Annotated in this window: 13 protein-coding genes; 12 read left to right on the top strand and 1 reads right to left on the bottom strand. The window is 51.3% G+C overall.

What is annotated here, in order from left to right; genetic code table 11:
- Positions 1 to 126: 126 nt before the first annotated feature.
- The 7 genes from ACTHRH_RS07245 (at position 127) to hisC (ending at position 10,870) form a co-directional block, all read left to right on the top strand.
- Positions 127 to 837, top strand: coding sequence for an ABC transporter ATP-binding protein (locus ACTHRH_RS07245; RefSeq protein WP_225312773.1), 711 nt, complete (start codon positions 127 to 129; stop codon positions 835 to 837).
- Positions 788 to 1,885 carry an efflux RND transporter periplasmic adaptor subunit gene (locus ACTHRH_RS07240; RefSeq protein ID WP_144939049.1) on the top strand — a complete coding sequence of 366 codons (1,098 nt, stop codon included), beginning with the start codon at positions 788 to 790 and terminating at the stop codon, positions 1,883 to 1,885. The genes ACTHRH_RS07245 and ACTHRH_RS07240 overlap by 50 nt, the downstream gene beginning before the upstream one ends.
- A gap of 5 nt (positions 1,886 to 1,890) precedes the next feature.
- Positions 1,891 to 4,809 (top strand): ABC transporter permease, encoded by a 2,919-nt coding sequence (locus ACTHRH_RS07235; RefSeq protein ID WP_440414812.1) that lies wholly within the window; start codon positions 1,891 to 1,893, stop codon positions 4,807 to 4,809.
- A 4-nt stretch (positions 4,810 to 4,813) separates the two neighbouring features.
- Positions 4,814 to 5,692 carry an ABC transporter ATP-binding protein gene (locus tag ACTHRH_RS07230; protein ID WP_144939045.1) on the top strand — a complete coding sequence of 293 codons (879 nt, stop codon included), beginning with the start codon at positions 4,814 to 4,816 and terminating at the stop codon, positions 5,690 to 5,692.
- Complete coding sequence (locus ACTHRH_RS07225; protein WP_440414809.1) at positions 5,689 to 7,152, top strand: ABC transporter substrate-binding protein; 1,464 nt, start codon at positions 5,689 to 5,691, stop codon at positions 7,150 to 7,152. The genes ACTHRH_RS07230 and ACTHRH_RS07225 overlap by 4 nt, the downstream gene beginning before the upstream one ends.
- A 114-nt stretch (positions 7,153 to 7,266) precedes the next feature.
- A complete protein-coding gene (locus tag ACTHRH_RS07220) occupies positions 7,267 to 9,483 on the top strand; it encodes a hypothetical protein (protein ID WP_440414807.1) in 2,217 nt (738 codons plus the stop codon).
- Positions 9,484 to 9,754: 271 nt separating this feature from the next.
- Complete coding sequence (gene hisC / locus ACTHRH_RS07215) at positions 9,755 to 10,870, top strand: histidinol-phosphate transaminase (protein ID WP_150960299.1); 1,116 nt, start codon at positions 9,755 to 9,757, stop codon at positions 10,868 to 10,870.
- A gap of 161 nt (positions 10,871 to 11,031) precedes the next feature.
- On the opposite strand, the gene ACTHRH_RS07210 is transcribed toward hisC, so the two are convergent.
- Complete coding sequence (locus ACTHRH_RS07210; protein ID WP_144939037.1) at positions 11,032 to 11,829, bottom strand: M55 family metallopeptidase; 798 nt, start codon at positions 11,827 to 11,829, stop codon at positions 11,032 to 11,034.
- 149 nt (positions 11,830 to 11,978) lie between these two features.
- Between ACTHRH_RS07210 and ACTHRH_RS07205 the strand changes: the two genes are divergently transcribed.
- The 5 genes from ACTHRH_RS07205 to ACTHRH_RS07185 all read left to right on the top strand — a co-directional run bounded on the left by ACTHRH_RS07205 (position 11,979) and on the right by ACTHRH_RS07185 (position 16,226).
- Positions 11,979 to 12,221, top strand: a complete 243-nt coding sequence (locus ACTHRH_RS07205) for a YkuS family protein (RefSeq protein WP_379288142.1) — start codon at positions 11,979 to 11,981, stop codon at positions 12,219 to 12,221.
- A gap of 316 nt (positions 12,222 to 12,537) precedes the next feature.
- Positions 12,538 to 12,813: a hypothetical protein gene (locus ACTHRH_RS07200; RefSeq protein ID WP_144941814.1), complete on the top strand. Its 276-nt coding sequence runs from the start codon at positions 12,538 to 12,540 to the stop codon at positions 12,811 to 12,813.
- 461 nt (positions 12,814 to 13,274) lie between these two features.
- Positions 13,275 to 14,183, top strand: coding sequence for an N-acetylmuramic acid 6-phosphate etherase (gene murQ / locus ACTHRH_RS07195; RefSeq protein ID WP_440414804.1), 909 nt, complete (start codon positions 13,275 to 13,277; stop codon positions 14,181 to 14,183).
- Between the two features lie 106 nt (positions 14,184 to 14,289).
- Positions 14,290 to 15,228, top strand: a complete 939-nt coding sequence (locus ACTHRH_RS07190) for a DUF4434 domain-containing protein (RefSeq protein ID WP_150960284.1) — start codon at positions 14,290 to 14,292, stop codon at positions 15,226 to 15,228.
- Between the two features lie 71 nt (positions 15,229 to 15,299).
- Entirely contained in the window at positions 15,300 to 16,226 is a 927-nt protein-coding gene (locus ACTHRH_RS07185; protein WP_144941819.1) for an ROK family protein, read from the top strand.
- Positions 16,227 to 16,282: the final 56 nt, after the last annotated feature.

Here is a 16,282-nt window from a genome sequence, read left to right as displayed (position 1 = left end):
ATAGAGTGATTAATAGAATTAAGAGTGCCAGAAGCAGGGGTGTTAGATATCATCTAGCCCTATCTCCAGACAAGGTGTCCCTAAGCGGCGCCATTTTTAATGACAATGACAAAAAGGAGGTTAAGAATGGGGGGAGTAGTAGAATCCGGCGAGTCTTTGCTCACCGTCCGGTCGGTCCAGCGAACTTTCCAGACTGCAGGGCGTAAAATCCATGTTCTCAAAGGAATCGATATGACGCTGGAGCCGGGACGGCTGTTTATGTTAAGAGGGCGTTCCGGTTCAGGCAAGACAACGCTGCTCAACCTGATCGGCGGCCTTGACCAGCCTGATGAGGGAGAAATCATATTCCGGGGACATCCCTTTCACCGTTTGAAGGATGACCAGAGAACGGAGATCCGGAGGAGAGACATCGGATTTATTTTTCAGACCTATGCTCTTCTACCGCTTCTCTCCGCTTGGGAGAATGTAGAACTTTCGCTCCGCATGTCGAAAACCATTCCCAAATCCCAATGGAAGGAAAGAGTGGAATACTGTCTGGATCTGGTAGGACTGAGCAAACGAATGAAGCATCGTCCTTTCGAAATGTCCGGGGGAGAGCAGCAGCGGGTGGCGATAGCCAAGGCCATTGCCCATCGTCCCAGCCTTATCCTGGCGGACGAACCGACGGCGGAGCTGGATTCCCAGATGGGAGCGCAGGTCATGTCGGTTTTTCGCAGAATTATTGATTTAGAGGAAGTAACAATTTGTATGACAACACACGATCCTACGATTTTGGAGGTAGCCGACCATGTTTTCGAAATGGTGGATGGCAAGTTCATTCAGCCCCAACAAGTCTAAGTGGCGAATTCTAGCGATTTCCTTGCTATGTTTATCCGTAATTCTCTTCTCCGGCTGCTCCCTTCTCCCCAAGGAGGAAGAAGAAGAGGAGCTTCCGGTCATTAATCCGCCGAAGCTCTCCACCAAGCCCGAGTATGAAGTGAAGACCGGCTCCTTGCAGAAGACGGTCAAGGGATCCGGAAAGCTTATGTCGCTTAAAGAAGAAGAGCTGTTCTTCTCTGAAGAGAACAAGCGCATCAAGGAAATTTATGTTCAGACCGGAGATTATGTGGAAGCCGGCCAGCTCATTGCCGAGTTGGACGTTTCCGATCTGGAAAGCCAACTGAGACAGAAAAGACTGCAGCACAAGAAAGAGGAGCTCGCCTTGATCGAGGTGCTTCGCGACAGCGGGGACAAAACCTCGGATCAGATCGAACAGGCGAAGCTGGACTTCCAAATCAAGAAGGAAGAAATGGCTGAGCTGGAGGAAAGTATCTCCAAGTCGAAGCTCTATGCCCCCTTCTCCGGAAGTATCGTTGGAGTTTATATGAAGAAAGGAGATTCTCCAAAAGCATTCGATACTGTAGCGGTTCTCGCCGATTTGTCCACGCTGACCGTTGCAGCAACTCTCAATGCGGATGATCTCAAGAATGTAGCCATTGGGATGGAAGCTATTGTCGACATCAATGCCGCCGGACAGCACAAGGGTAAAATTCTGCAGCTCCCCAGTCCGAAAGCGGATCCCAATAACAATCAGTCCGGCAGATGGGGAGGCAACGAAAATCAGAAGGATACCATCGACAACTACATGCTCGTTCAATTGGATCAAATGCCGGAGAACGTTTCGCGCGGGACCCGTCTAAGTGTCACCGTCATTTACGAGCGGATTGAAGATGCCATCCTGATTCCTCCATCCGCATTAAGATCGGTGGGCGGCCGCAACTATGTCCAGGTTGTTGATGAGAACGGCAATAAACGGGAAGTTGATGTCGAAGTCGGCCTGCAGAACTCTACGGAAGTGCAAATTCTCAAGGGATTGACTCCCGGCCAGAAAGTAGTAGGTAAATAGAGCTTATGGCTATGCTTCGTTTTCTTATTCGAAAAATGTGGAACACCCGATGGCTGACACTAAGTTCCCTGGTCGGATTAATAGTGGCGGTCTCCTTTACGACAAGCATTCCGATGTATGCGGACGGAGCTTTGAAGCGGGTAGTCGCCAAATCACTGCAGGAATTGGAAGGCGGCATGCCTCCCGGCTCCTTGCTGATGCGTTACCAGGCGGTGGGCTCTGACCGGCCGGAACTGGCAGACGTTAATGAGGTAGATCGATACATACGGGAGCAGGTTCCGCAGGATCTGGGCTTTCCTTATTCCGTCTTTGTAAGGAGCCAATCCATCCGCGGCGCTTCCATTACACCGGTCGATTCATCCCGAATCGAATCGACCCAGCGCAGGCAGATGACCCTGTCCTCCTATTCAGACTTGGAGGAGCAGATCGAAATTACATCCGGTTCCCTGTATTCCAAGGAAATCAAGGACGGGGCCGTTGAAGTCATCATGCTGGATGAAGCGTTATACCGCAATGATTTACGGGTAGGCGAGGTATATAACTACCCGATTTCCGGCGGTTTCGGCATTCCGCCTGTCAAAATCAAGATCGTAGGGGTATTCAAGCCGAAGCAGGAAACCAGTCCCTATTGGTTTCAGCAAATGGAATCGCTTCTGAATACTATGCTGGTAGACGAGGGAGTTTTTCAGAAGGAATTGCTGGAGAACAAGAAAATCCCGCTTAGTATGTCCAACTGGTACTATGCCTTCGATCTGAAGGATATTCAGACAAGTCAAATTGCGAGTTTGGAAAGAAAGCTGGAGCGGCTCGACATTAACCTGTATCAGCAGTTGAAGGATACGAAAGTGGATATTTCCTTCCTGGATTTGCTTGGAGAATTCCGCAAGCAGGGAATGCAGCTTCAGTTCCTGTTGTTTACTCTGGCGGCACCGATGATCGCGATGGTGTTTTACTACATCATAATGAATTCCCGCCAAGCCTTGGAAAGACAGCGCAATGACATTGCAGTTCTACGTTCCCGCGGGGGAAGCACCAGGCAGATCATTAATATTTTCTTCCTGGAAGGTGTTCTGCTTGGCGGCACCGCTCTTATTATCGGTACCTTGATAGGCTGGTTTATGGCGAAGAGCATCGGAGCTAGCAGCGGATTCCTGACCTTCGTTGACCGTAAATCCATACCGGTAGGCTTCTCCATCGAGATGTGGCTCTATGGCGCAGGTGCCGTACTGATCGCCATCGCGGCCAGCCTGATTCCGGCCATCACCTTCGCCAGATCGTCCATCGTGACACACAAACAGAAGTTGGCCAGAACGAAGAGGCCTTTCTGGCAGCGCTGGTTTCTGGATGTCGCTCTGCTTGGCCTTGTCGGATACGGATGGTACTTGTTTCAACAGAGACAGTTCTTCAGTATGCAAACCGGACTGTCCGCCGATCAAATGCAGGTTCAGCCGCTGTTGTTCTTCATACCGGCCATCTCGATCTTTTCGCTTGGCTTGATTGTACTAAGAATTTTTCCATGGCTGCTCAAGTTGCTGGGCTGGATTTGCAAACCGTTCCTGTCCGTATCGTCTTATTTGACGCTGAATCAGCTCTCACGCTCGGCAATGACGTACTATCCGTTGATGCTGCTGCTCATGCTGACGCTCGGTCTTGGAATCTATAACTCCTCGGCTGCGCGAACCATCGATTTGAACTCGACGGAACGGACTCTTTATCAATTTGGAACGGATGTCGTAATCCAAACCGTCTGGGACACCGTCTCGGACGATCTGCCCCGTGACCGCAGACCCGACAATGGTCAAGGCGACAACGGAGGCAATACGGGCGGAGGGAATACTGGCGGGGGGAACTCGGGAGGCGGAAATCCCGGCGGTCCCGGAGGGCCTGGAGGCCCGGGAGGCCCAGGCAACGTCCCACCATCCCAATTGCGATATTTAGAGCCCCCATTCGAAATTTTCCGCCAGATGGAGGGCGTTGAACATGCAGCCCGTGTTCTTCAGACCAAAGGGAGCGTCCTCGTCTCCGGAAGATCGGCCGGCCAAGGTACTCTAATCGGGATTGACAATGATCAATACTATCATGTCGCCTGGTTCCGGGATGACTTGTTCCCATACAAGCCGCATCAGTATCTTAACCAGTTGGGAATTTACGAGCAATCGGTTCTCATTCCAAGCAATTTCGCGGAGAGGTATCAGTTGAAGGAAGGCGACGTCCTGACCATTTCCATTCAGCAGCAGCCCGTGGAATTTGTTGTCGTCGGTATTCTGCCATACTGGCCAGGACAATATCCCGAGCAATCTCCCTTCTTCGTCGCCAATCTGGAGTACATTTACGATCAGGTCCCTCTTCTGCCTTATGAAGTATGGCTGAAGATGGAGGAAGGAGCCAAGGTCGCTCCGATTCTGGAAGAATTGGCCCGGCAGAATATCGAGGTTGCCAGCGTGAAGGATGTCCGCAGCGAATTGATTTCGCAGAACAAGCATCCGTCCCGCGGAGGAGTATTCGGCATTCTCAGTCTTGGCTTCCTTGTATCGGTACTGGTTTCTCTAATCGGTTATCTGCTGTTCTGGTTCTTTAACCTGTCCGGCCGGGTCGTACAATTCGGCGTACTGAGGGCGATGGGGCTCAAGCGAAAACAATTGACCTTCATGCTTCTTATGGAGCAGGTTTTCACCGCAGGGCTGGCTATTGCAGTCGGAATCGGTATCGGCAAGCTGACCAGTTATCTGTTCTTGCCGTTCCTGCAAACTGCCGACGACGTCAAACAGCAGGTACCGCCATTCCGCGTTATCTTCGATGCGAAGGATACCAATCAGTTGTACATCGTCGTTGCCTTCATGATGCTGACAGGAGCAGCGCTCTTGTTCGCTCATATCCGCAGACTTCGTGTTCATCAAGCTGTAAAAATGGGAGAGGAGCGATAAGACGATGATTCATTGTGAAGGACTTGTCAAGATATTCAAAACCGATGATATCGAGGTTGTCGCTCTTCAAGGCTTAAACATAGAAGTCAAGCAGGGCGAAATGATGGCGATCATCGGAAACAGCGGAAGCGGCAAGTCTACCTTCCTGAACATATTGGGCGGCCTGGACCGGCCGTCCGCCGGTCAGGTTCGTGTAGGAGAATGGGACTTACTTAAAATAACCGACAAGCAATTGGTCGAATACAAGCGCAAAACAGTCGGCTTTGTATGGCAGAATAATGCGCGCAACCTGCTCCCTTACCTCACGGCTCTGGAGAATGTGGAGACTCCCATGATGCTGGGAGGCAAGGTAGACCGGGCCTATGCCCTGCAGCTGCTGGAGTGGGTCGGGCTGAAGGAACGGGTCAATAACAGGCTGACGCAGTTATCCGGAGGAGAGCAGCAGCGGGTCGCCATTGCGATCTCGCTGGCCAACCGCCCCTCCCTGCTGCTGGCCGACGAACCTACAGGCTCCGTGGACTCCATGACATCGGACTTAATCATGGATACATTCCGCCGTTTAAATCGCGAATTGGGAGTGACGATTGTCATCGTTACCCATGACCTGTCTCTGGCCAGCAAGGTGGACCGGGTTGTCGCTATCCGTGACGGATTAACGAGTACCGAATTTATCAAGCGCAATCCGAATCTGGATCATTCCGCACAGGGCCACCATCTTAACGAGGTTCATGAGGAGTTTGTTGTATTGGACCGCGTCGGAAGACTGCAGGTTCCGAAGACTTTCCTGGAAGCATTAAATATAGGAAACAAAGCTTCCATGGAATTTGATGGAGAGAAAATTATTATCAAGCCACCTAAATCATTGGAGGGGGACCAAACATGAACAAAAGAAAATTATGGGCTTCGGCACTGTCGCTGTCTTTGCTGACTCCAGCATTAGCGGCCTGTTCCTTCACAGGAGACGCGAAACAGGAGACTCCGCAGACGCTTCGCATCGCCACCACTACCGGATGGTTTGACGAGGAATATTTCCGCAGGGAGTATACGGAACTGTTCGAATTGGAGTATAAGAATATCGAAGTAGAAATTGTTCAATTGGGAGAAAATTACCGTTACTCCCGGGGTCCGAGGGAAGAGGAAGAAGATCCGATGGTCAAATTGAAAGAGGCGATGCAAGGGCCTAACCCGCCCGATGTAGTCTTGTTCAGTTATGATCAGATGCCTGAACTGGTTAATGAGAACCTGCTTTCTCCGCTTGAACCGATGATCAAGGAAAATAAATTCAATACAGAGGATATCGTCCCGGCAGTCCTTGATGGAATCAAACAGGTCGGAAACGGACAAATTTATGCCCTTTCTCCTACTTTCTATTCTTCCGCACTCGTTTATAATAAAGCTATGTTCGATGAAGCGGGAGTAGGGTATCCGACCGACGGCATGAGCTGGAACGATCTTTTCGATCTTGCCAAGCGGGTCAGCAAGGACGACGGAAGCCAATACGGCTTTAATTTCTATTCGTACGGCGGCAGCGATCTTTTCAGTACTGTGCAGAATTATGCCAATGTTTTACGTTTGCGCACCTTTGACAAAGAAGGGGAGAAAATGACTGTCGACTCCGATAGTTGGGAAGAAGTATGGAAAACGATTATTCAGCTCGGCAAAGATAAAGTTATCCCTTTCATGGACCCGAACAATCCGGAGGATTTCAGCCGATTCAATAATGACAACCCTTTTGGCTATAACGATTTCCTATCGGGCCGGCTCGCGATGACAATCATCTCGCTCTATGAAATCAAGGAACTGATCAATGCGAACAAAGAAGCGGACAACATCGAAGGCTACACTCCGATTCAATGGGATATTGTATCGGTTCCTACGGCACCGGACGGAAGCAGTTATAACTTCGGATTTAGCGAACTGATGGCGATTAATGCGAAAGCCCCCAATCCCAAAGCGGCATGGAAATATATCGAGTTCATGAACGGGGAAGATTGGGCCAGACTGAAATCCCGCAGCTCGAACAATCTGATTTCCAACAAGAAATATACGAAACGCAGCGACGGTGAGGAATATAACGTAGAAGCTTTCTACAATGTTAAGCCCGCACCTCCGGAAACTATGGAAGATTATCAAATCTATCGCAAGCTGCCTAATATTTATGATGTTGTATGGCTGGGACAAAAATATTTCAATGAAGCCATGGAAGGCAAGACCGGAATTCGCGACGCATTAAAAGCTTGGCAGGAAGAAGGCGATGCCTTGCTGCTGCAAATGAAGGAGAATCCGGATGCCTCCTCATTCGATAGAGGCGGCGGCGAAGTGATTACCGTTCCGGCAGGCTGATTGGCAAGTCATCGAAGCCCGTCTTGGTAAGAGTGAAGAGTTGGGAAGCGGCCTTCGCCGTATTGGCAAGGCCCTCCCTTTCTAATTTATACAACAAAGAGAGGAGCACCGGACATGAAACAACGTTGGAAATATCCATTTGCCGTAATGACATTAGCCGCGGTCTTGACTACAGGAACTGCTATGCCGTCTTATGTTAAGGCGGATGGAGCGAAAGATACCGCGGCCATAGAAGAAGTGGTGGCTGGAGAACTACCCTCCATCGGATCGATATCGATTGGAGGAAACAACACGATCGAACTGAAGCAGGCTTCCCTGTCCAACGCAGCGGAGAGCGGCAGAATTGTCACCTTTACATTAACGGTCAACAACCAGGGAAATAATGAGATTCAATTTATTGATTACTGGGTGCGCCTTAAGAGCAGTTCCGGCACCTCCTTCCCGGTAACCCTGTTCGCAGCGGACAAAGACAAGAACCGAATTCCGGCCAAAAGCAGCATGGATTTCCGGTTTTATGCCAAAGTAAACGATAAGACGAATCTCGAGGATTTATCCTTCAACTTTATCCAATGGGATTTCTCCCGCAGCGATTTCGAAAAACCAATCGGATCGGTCGCCATACCGAAAGATTACTCCCTGCTGACTGCCGTAGGCTCCAAGCGCATGGCCACGATCGGGAACGAACCGATGAAGAACGGCATCAAGCGCGTATCCGTCAGTAAGAATGATACCCATTTCCTCCCCACCATCTATTTCGAGATGGAGAATACCGGGAAACGCGGGGCTAAGCTTCCCGAGCTGCAATTCAACCTGCGGACAGCCGAGGGACTCCTGTATCCTCTGAACGTCTCCGGAATTGACAAGGAAACGGTAATTAACCCGCTCGTCAAGAAAGAAGTCACTTTAACAGGCTCAATTCCAATCGATGTCAATGAGAGCGGTTGGCAGCTACAGATAGCGGAAACCGTCGATCTCGGCAACAATCAGACCGTTCAGGTTCCGATTGCGGAATTTATTCTGCCGGACTCCACCAAGGAGGAAGTATCGGTCGGTCGGGATTATGAATTTTCCAACGAAGACGGTACCTATGGAATTCGTCTGGAGGAGCTCAAACGCCTGCCCTGGGAAGATGAAGACCTGCTCACCGCACAAGTTACTTTGAAGAACAACGGCACCCAATCGCTGTCGATCCCTAACCTTACCGGGTACTTTAAGCTGGACGATGCCGTAACGGTAGACGCTACGATCATTCGCGGGGATAAGGTCATTGGTTTACAGCCAGGCCAGGAAATTACCGTTCAATACCTTGGGAAAATCCCGTACACCTATGATTTTTCCGATGTTAAACTATATGTTCAAGAGAAGAAGGAAACTTCCCAACAGCCGGCACCTGGCGTTCCGGGTGGAGACAATAGCGGCGGAGGCAAGGTCGAGGACCTCATCCAGTTTGTCCATAATTCGGATATGATGGTAGTGCCGGCCGTCGGCAGCGGACAGAAGCAAAAGATCGACGATGTCGGGCGCAAGGCGCAATATTCGGTGAGGGAAGTACATACGTTCACTGGAAAGACCGGAAATATTGTTGTCGCCCTGGTGGAGGTCGAGAACCTGGAGAAACGGTTTAACGAAGTCTCCAAACTGGTCGCCCACTTCGTAAATCCTGACGGAGAAGTATACCCTCTCAATATTTCCGAATTGAAATCGAAAGTCAGCCCGGGTGGCAAAGCTCTGCTGCACCTGTCCGGAGTGCTTCCACAGGGAGCGGAGACGAACGATATGCAACTATTCATTGGCCAAGCCGTCAAAGAAGGCAAGCTGGCCGGGAAAGAGGATGTTCCCGACGCCTATATTCAACCGTTAGCCTTCGCTCTGCCTCTTGAGAAATCAGAGCCGTCCGATGACTTGAGAAATATCGAATTCTTCCCGTACACCTTGTCCATGAAAAACATCGGCACCACGATGAATTTCTTGAGTGGCGACCTGAAGTTCTCGTTCGATTACGAGTTTGGCAAGGATATACTGGTTGTCAGCAACACCGAAAATCACAAGCTGGTGATCGAAATCGAGGATAGCGACGGCAAATTCCAGCACGCCCAGGAGTTCAGCCTGGAAAGCTCCGCGGAATCCGGGGGCGGCGGACAGCCTGGAGGCGGAGGCAATACCCTGCAGTTGGGCTCCCATACAGCCGTTGTCAACATCAATGATCCGGAGCTGGTGTTCAAGCTGGAGTCTTTAGACAAGTACAAATTAAACGTGTACTATCAATTCCAGCCGGGTCAGCGGAAATTGATTACCAGCAAAGAACTGAAATGGTTCTATACTGCTGATTAATAGAAATCATTCTCCTTTATGCTATGAAACGGGCGTTCTCTCCAAGGCAGGATTAATGCTTCCTCTAAGAGAACATCTTTATCGCCCAAATGAAATGCAACACCCCAAGCCGCGCAGAGAAACTCTGCGCGGCTTTTGCATGCATGAAAGTAATTGGAATGGCTATGAAAAGCCCAAAAAAATATATGGTCTTTACTTTGCTACCAATTTAATGTATTATCCAATTAAAGTGATAAAGTTTATTTTATATTTCAAGGAGGATTCAATAACCATGAGCTTAGGCAGCATTTTTCCCTCAACCCGTAAACAAGTCGAGCAGCTGGAGCCTTATTCTCCCGGCAAGCCTATTTGGGAGGTTCAACGAGAATGGGGATTGGAACGGGTTGTTAAGCTGGCTTCGAACGAGAATCCGTTAGGTCCTTCTCCGAAAGCGGTCGAAGCGATTATGCAGCAGCTTGCCGAGCTGCACCGCTATCCCGATTCCTCGGGAGGAGAACTGAAACGGGCTATCGCTTTGCATTATCAACTGCAGGAGCAGCAGGTCATGATCGGAAATGGTGCCGATGAGCTCATTACTCTTCTCTCCGAAGCCTATTTGGAGGATGGAGACGAGGTCCTGGTCCCCTCTCCTTCTTTTACCGAGTATGCCTTCGGCGGAAAGCTGATGGGGGCGAAAATTGTAGAGGTTCCACTGGATCCCCGGTTTAACTATAACCTGGATCGCATGGCTTCCGCCGTCACGGATCGGACCAAGATTATCTACTTATGCTCCCCCCATAATCCGACCGGAAGCTATATTCCTCGCTCCACACTGGACTCTTTCATTCAGAAACTGCCCAGCCATGTGATTCTGGTGCTGGATGGCGCGTACTCCCACTACGCGACGGCCGGGGATTATTCCAATGGGTTGGACTGGGTCCGCCGGAATAAATCCGTCGTTGTTCTGCAAACCTTCTCGAAAATATATGGTCTGGCCGGCTTGAGAATCGGCTTCGCGCTCTCCGTCGAACCGATCATCGCGGCCATGCATAGAGTGAAGGAGCCTTTCAACGTGAACACGCTCGCTCAGAAAGCTGCGGTCGCCGCTCTTACAGATGAAGAGCACGTTCAAAGATCTCTCGCCGTTAACGAAGAAGGCCGCCGTTATTTATATGCCGCCTTCGAAGCCAAAGGTCTTCCATACACCCCCAGCATGAGTAACTTCATATTAGTGGAGTTAGGGGAAATCGCATACCGTGTTTATCAACATTTACTTAAGCAAGGCATCATTGTCCGGTATGGGGGTACTTGGGGATTAACGGGGCATCTGCGGGTTTCGGTCGGTTCCGAATTGGAGAACAGGCTTTTTGTAGAAGCGTTAGACAAAGTGCTGTCTCAACTGGAATAGCCGGATGGAGGGCCGACCTCCTCTCCTCTCCTCTCCCCAGCCCGGCGGTATGAGAAAAGCTCCTGGCGGGTACCCCACAGTGACGCTTAGCCTTCGAAGCGTATTCCGGGTACTATGCAGGGGAGTTCGCAGCTTCGCGCATTCGGGGCTCTTATCAATATCTATACTAAAGCACGGCTCAACAAACGAACAAAGTCGGTATCCTTGTACAACATCCTTACTCCATCCAATCGGATGCTCGTCTCTCCGTCGACATATCTCCTATCGGCCAAATCGGTGCTGTTCATCTCCAGCAGAAGCTCATATGGCCCGGGAATGACTAACGGACGACACGCGTCGCGTCCTGCTATGGCCTGCTTGACGGCCTCTCGTATCTCAGAGTATACCTTCCGAGGAGGCTTAAGCAGAGCGGCATGGCGGCCAAGCGCCGTCTTGGTTTCGTAAGTATGCACCGTACCTAGAGCCTGCTTGGCTTCGCGGCAAGTGGCATCATCACCTGTTACGAGCAAGACGGGAACGTCATGAAGACCGAACAGCATGGCGTCCAGCACAATTTCTCCAACCGGATTTCCGTTAAGCTCGGTATACTGGTAAGATGCAGAGCTCATCGTATGATCGCGGACCGCCCGTCGGGTTCCGGCCATACCGTGGTAACCGATCAGCAAAGCCCCGTCAAAGGATGAATCCAGTCCGGGAAATCTTTCGGCTATCGGTGTTCCTCCCATACAATAAAGTGCATCGGGATGCAGCAATTCCGGGATAAAGTTAAATCCTGTAGCATGGGCATCCTTAACGACGATATGCTTGGCCCCTGCTTCCAACAAACCCTCCACAACGGCATTTACTTCTTGTGTCAGCAGATGGCGCGCTTCGTTGTAAAGCGGCTCTCCCCTCATCAACTGCTCCCTGAGCACAATTCCGGTAATGCCCTCCATATCCACACTTGCATAAATCTTCATTCCTGTCCCTCCCCTGGGCTTAACGAATAACGAATGAATTCTTCCTGTACATTATAGCTTACATTTCGAGGTGAGAAATAGAAAATTACGAATAGTTTTTGAGCTTTTGAAGCACTCTATTTTTTACGGAATGGAGGTGGTTGGAAAATATGGCACGTATTGCTGTAGAAAATAGTCTAAGCAATGTTAAAGATGCGCTGCAAAATAACGGACATGAAGTGCTGCAACTGGATGAACAAAGTCTGCAGAGCTGTGATTGCTGTGTTATCTCCGGTCAGGATCAGAACGTGATGGGAATCGCCAATGCCGAAACCCGGGCATCTGTCATTAATGCACAAGGGCTGACAACTGAAGAGATTATCCAGCAGGTGAATCAAAGAACCATCAGCTAAACGAGCCGTAATCAACAGGGAGTGCCGTCCGGGCCTCCCTGCAGTTTTTTATGGCGGATTTGCAACCGCGTCCTCCCCGGAAGTCAGTGAACTCTATTACTTCTTCACCTGTCGAGACATGCTATGGAACGTCCCCGGGTTCAGTGATAAAATAGAAATATCAATCGATGAAAGACGAACAACATGACCACACTCTGGATGATCTCCATCCCCATCCCCGAACCAGTGAAATACATTGTGCTTGCTTCGGGTTGCCGGAACAAGTCTTGTTCTATGAAAGTATTAAAAATGCATCTGCAGACAGGAGGAGGTTATTATGAAAATCGTATGGCTGCTTGCGGGAATCATCGGATTGGCCGGAATTGCACTGGCCGTGTTCTTCTTCCGCTCCCTTTCCAAGCCAAAGACCTCTCAAAATGTCGTTCATATCTCCCAATATAAAAAGAAGACTGCCCGTGGAGCTCAGAAATGCACTTATTGTAAAAAGAGGGTTGATTCGCTGACTTTCTATTCGGGCCACGAAGGAAAGGTCATAGGCTTATGCCGGGATTGCTCCAGGCTTGCCAAGCATCAGGATCTTATGCCGATCTGACCGGGCACCGTGCACCGGGCATATGCTTATGGAATGAACCCGGATCACGGCCTTCCTTCCTGGTCCTTTCAGTTCAAATCTGTGACAACCATCCCTTATCATTTTTTTGACTCCATATCTCATAATGGTTATCCACTGCGCTTGTCGTTTTACTTTCCGCCAAAATATCCTCCTCATTGTTTCCTTTCTCTATTCTGCAAATTCACCATCGCTATGAACGGTTTCATCGGTCTGCTCAACTCCATTCAAGGATTTCCGCGGCATAATCTCTTAAAATGCGCCTCAGATATGTCCGTAAGATTGAAGGAAATACTGCCTTTGTCATTGCCAATAACAGGATACACGCCACTGGCAATTATTTCTTTACTTTAAGGATAGCGCCTCTTATAATGGAGTTAGTTTCCTTATAAACCATATATTTTTGGAGTTTTCCTCCAGAGATTAAAGGAGCTCAATACTAGATGAACGAAACCGATCGGTTGGATACCGAGCAGGTCAATCCTCTCAGCGATGACCTGGACCAGATGTCAACGGAACAAATCTTACGAGTCATGAATGACGAGGACCGGCAGGTACCTGTCGTTGTCGGCCGGCATCTGCCCGTCATAGCTCAGGCGGTGGATTGCATTGCGGATGCATTAGGCCGGGGCGGCCGGCTGTTCTATGTCGGCGCAGGAACGAGCGGCCGGCTGGCTGCGCTGGATGCGTACGAATGCCCGCCAACCTTCGGCACTCCTCCTGAGACCGTACAGGCGCTCTTGGCGGGAGGGAGCCAGCTCATCCAGGCCGACGAATCCGCCGAGGACGATGCCCGGCAAGGGGCAGACGACCTGCGGGCCCGATCCGTTGGGCCGAATGACGTAGTCGTCGGCATTGCCGCCAGCGGCCGGACGCCGTATGTGCTTGGGGCCTTGTCCTGCGCCAAGCAATCGGGGGCGCGTACGATCGGCCTGAGCTGCAGCGCGGGCTCGGCACTCGGCCAGGCGGCGGACATCGCCATTGAAGTGCCGGTAGGACCCGAAGTATTGACCGGCTCAACCCGGCTGAAGGCGGGAACAGCCCAGAAGCTCATTCTTAACATGCTCAGCACGGCAGCTATGGTGAAGCTGGGCAAGGTTTACCGGAATTTCATGGTCGACATGCAGCCGACGAACAACAAGCTGCTTCAGCGCGCCGAGCGGATCGTAACGAATGCGACAGGCGAAGAGGAAGCATCGGCGGTCCAGGCTCTGCAGCAGACCGGTTACAATGTCAAAGCAGCCATTGTGCTGCTGATCTCAGGTACGGATGCCGCTACCTCTATCCGGCTATTGGAACAGTCCGGAGGCCGGGTTCGTGACGCCATCCGTTTAGCTCAGAACAAGGATTGAAGAAACATCAGCACCTAACCGTTTTTGAATGAATTTGCGAAGCCATCAGCAAGCACAACCGTACAAGTTGACCCTTCCACTTCTTAAATTTAAGGAGGCAATAAGCATGTTAAAAAGAATTAGCGGCTCCTGGTTTGATTTCTATCATCCGAATCCATACGAAGGCGATACCTGGAACTCCACTACTCAGCAATTCACAGAGCAGGATTGGGACAAGAAGCTTGAAGAAATGGCCGAGGCCGGCATGGATACGCTCGTCCTGCTGCAAGTGGCGCTGCACGGCAAAGCCTTCTATCCTTCGGAGGTTATTCCGCTGAGATGGGATACCGTATGTCCGGACCCGCTGGAGGCTGTGTTGAAGGCCGGTGACAGGCTGGGAATATCCATCTATGTCGGGTTGGGCTTCTTTACCACTCCGATTATGGGAAGCCTGTCGATTACCGGAGACCGCAACCGGCTCCGATACGAGATCGCAGACGAATTGGCGGCTCGATACGGGCACCATTCCTCATTCGCCGGTTGGTATTTTCCGGTGGAAGCGGCCATTCATTCCTACTTCCCGGACGAATACATCTCCTATGCCAATGAATTATCCGCTTATTGCCGGAAGGTCGGTCCCCAGAAAATATTGATCGCTCCGTACGGGACCCGTTCGATCGTTGCGGATGACAAATTTGTCGACCAGCTGAAAGCGTTGGAGGTAGACTATATCGCCTATCAAGATGAAATTGGCGTGAACCGGACCACCTTCGAGGCTGTAGACGAAGTGTTCGCGAAATTGCGCGAGGCTCACGACCGGGCAGGCAAGCCGCTGTGGGCGGACCTGGAAGTGTTCCGTTTTCAGGGCAAGGTGCTTTATCCGGGAGCCCCGGAAAGAGTTATCCGGCAGTTGGAAACGTTATCGGGCCACGTTGATAAAATATTGTGCTACCAATACCTGGGCATGATGAACAAGCCCGGAAGCCCTGTACATGCGGGAGACGAATCCTCCGTCAAGCTGTATGAGGAATACATGGCATATATTCGCAAGCATGGATTAATCTAATTCGTATACGGAACAAGGGCCGAATTGGGGCAGCTCCCGTTCGGCCCGAATCGACTGGAGGCGGAACGCGGATGACGACTTTGGCGATCGGCATTGACATCGGCGGTACTCAAATTAAAGCGGGAATAGTATCCCGGGACGGACAGCCTGTACATACCGATACGGTACCTACAGAAGCCTCATTGGGCAGAGACGCCTTACTCGGCAAGCTGGCAGGCCTGCTGGAGAAATACCGCCGTATGGCTGAACTCAACGGCTGGCGACTGGCGGCAGCGGGGGTCGGAACGGCCGGGTTCGTCGATATTCGTGACGGCTCGGTTCCTTTTGCCAGCGGGAACCTTCCGGGCTGGAGCGGTGTCCGACTGCGTGAAGAGCTGGAGAAAGCATCAGGGCTGCCCGTCGTGGTTGCTAACGATGCCCACGCCCTGGCTGTCGGTGAAGGATGGCAAGGCGCCGGACGCGGCCTGGACGGCTTCCTCTGCGTAACCTTGGGCACCGGCATTGGCGGCAGCCGGATCATGAATGGGAGGCCGGATTATGGCTGTGCCGGTTATGCCGGCGGATTCGGCCACCAGGTAATCGTTCACGAGGGCAAGCCCTGCACATGCGGCGGCAGCGGCTGCTGGGAAAGCTATGCCTCCGTCACAGGCCTGATTAAGCTGGCCGAAGAGGCGGGCTTCACCGGAGCCAGTCCGGAGCAGCTGTTCGAGCAAGCCCGCTCCGGCGGGACTGCTGCCGTTAGGCTGATTCGCACCTATATCGGCTACCTTGCTGCCGGTCTCGTGAATCTGGTTTATGCGTTCAATCCGCAGACCATTATTATCGGAGGCGCTGTGACGGCGCAAGGCGATTTCTTGTTCGATCCGCTTCGCCAACAGTTGAACGACAGGCTGATGCCGGTATATCGCCCGGTTGAAATCCTGCCGGCCAAGCTAGGCGGCTCCGCGGGATGGATGGGCGCTGCCCGCCTAGCTTGGCTGGCATCGGCAGAGGAATAATCCCCGCGAGGGAGATTATTAACCATTGGAATCAAGCAAGCCCTCTAGCCCCTCTG

Origin of the sequence: Paenibacillus sp. SAFN-117, assembly GCF_051966115.1 — a bacterium.
GTDB lineage: Bacteria > Bacillota > Bacilli > Paenibacillales > NBRC-103111 > Paenibacillus_L > Paenibacillus_L residui.
This window is presented reverse-complemented; position numbering and strand designations above follow the sequence as displayed.

Bases quoted from the DNA above. Each gene is read 5' to 3' on its own strand.
- ACTHRH_RS07245 (WP_225312773.1), top strand. From the start codon at position 127: ATGGGGGGAGTAGTAGAATCCGGCGAGTCTTTGCTCACCGTCCGGTCG.
- ACTHRH_RS07240 (WP_144939049.1), top strand. From the start codon at position 788: ATGTTTTCGAAATGGTGGATGGCAAGTTCATTCAGCCCCAACAAGTCT.
- ACTHRH_RS07235 (WP_440414812.1), top strand. From the start codon at position 1,891: ATGGCTATGCTTCGTTTTCTTATTCGAAAAATGTGGAACACCCGATGG.
- ACTHRH_RS07230 (WP_144939045.1), top strand. From the start codon at position 4,814: ATGATTCATTGTGAAGGACTTGTCAAGATATTCAAAACCGATGATATC.
- ACTHRH_RS07225 (WP_440414809.1), top strand. From the start codon at position 5,689: ATGAACAAAAGAAAATTATGGGCTTCGGCACTGTCGCTGTCTTTGCTG.
- ACTHRH_RS07220 (WP_440414807.1), top strand. From the start codon at position 7,267: ATGAAACAACGTTGGAAATATCCATTTGCCGTAATGACATTAGCCGCG.
- hisC (WP_150960299.1), top strand. From the start codon at position 9,755: ATGAGCTTAGGCAGCATTTTTCCCTCAACCCGTAAACAAGTCGAGCAG.
- ACTHRH_RS07210 (WP_144939037.1), bottom strand. From the start codon at position 11,829: ATGAAGATTTATGCAAGTGTGGATATGGAGGGCATTACCGGAATTGTG.
- ACTHRH_RS07205 (WP_379288142.1), top strand. From the start codon at position 11,979: ATGGCACGTATTGCTGTAGAAAATAGTCTAAGCAATGTTAAAGATGCG.
- ACTHRH_RS07200 (WP_144941814.1), top strand. From the start codon at position 12,538: ATGAAAATCGTATGGCTGCTTGCGGGAATCATCGGATTGGCCGGAATT.
- murQ (WP_440414804.1), top strand. From the start codon at position 13,275: ATGAACGAAACCGATCGGTTGGATACCGAGCAGGTCAATCCTCTCAGC.
- ACTHRH_RS07190 (WP_150960284.1), top strand. From the start codon at position 14,290: ATGTTAAAAAGAATTAGCGGCTCCTGGTTTGATTTCTATCATCCGAAT.
- ACTHRH_RS07185 (WP_144941819.1), top strand. From the start codon at position 15,300: ATGACGACTTTGGCGATCGGCATTGACATCGGCGGTACTCAAATTAAA.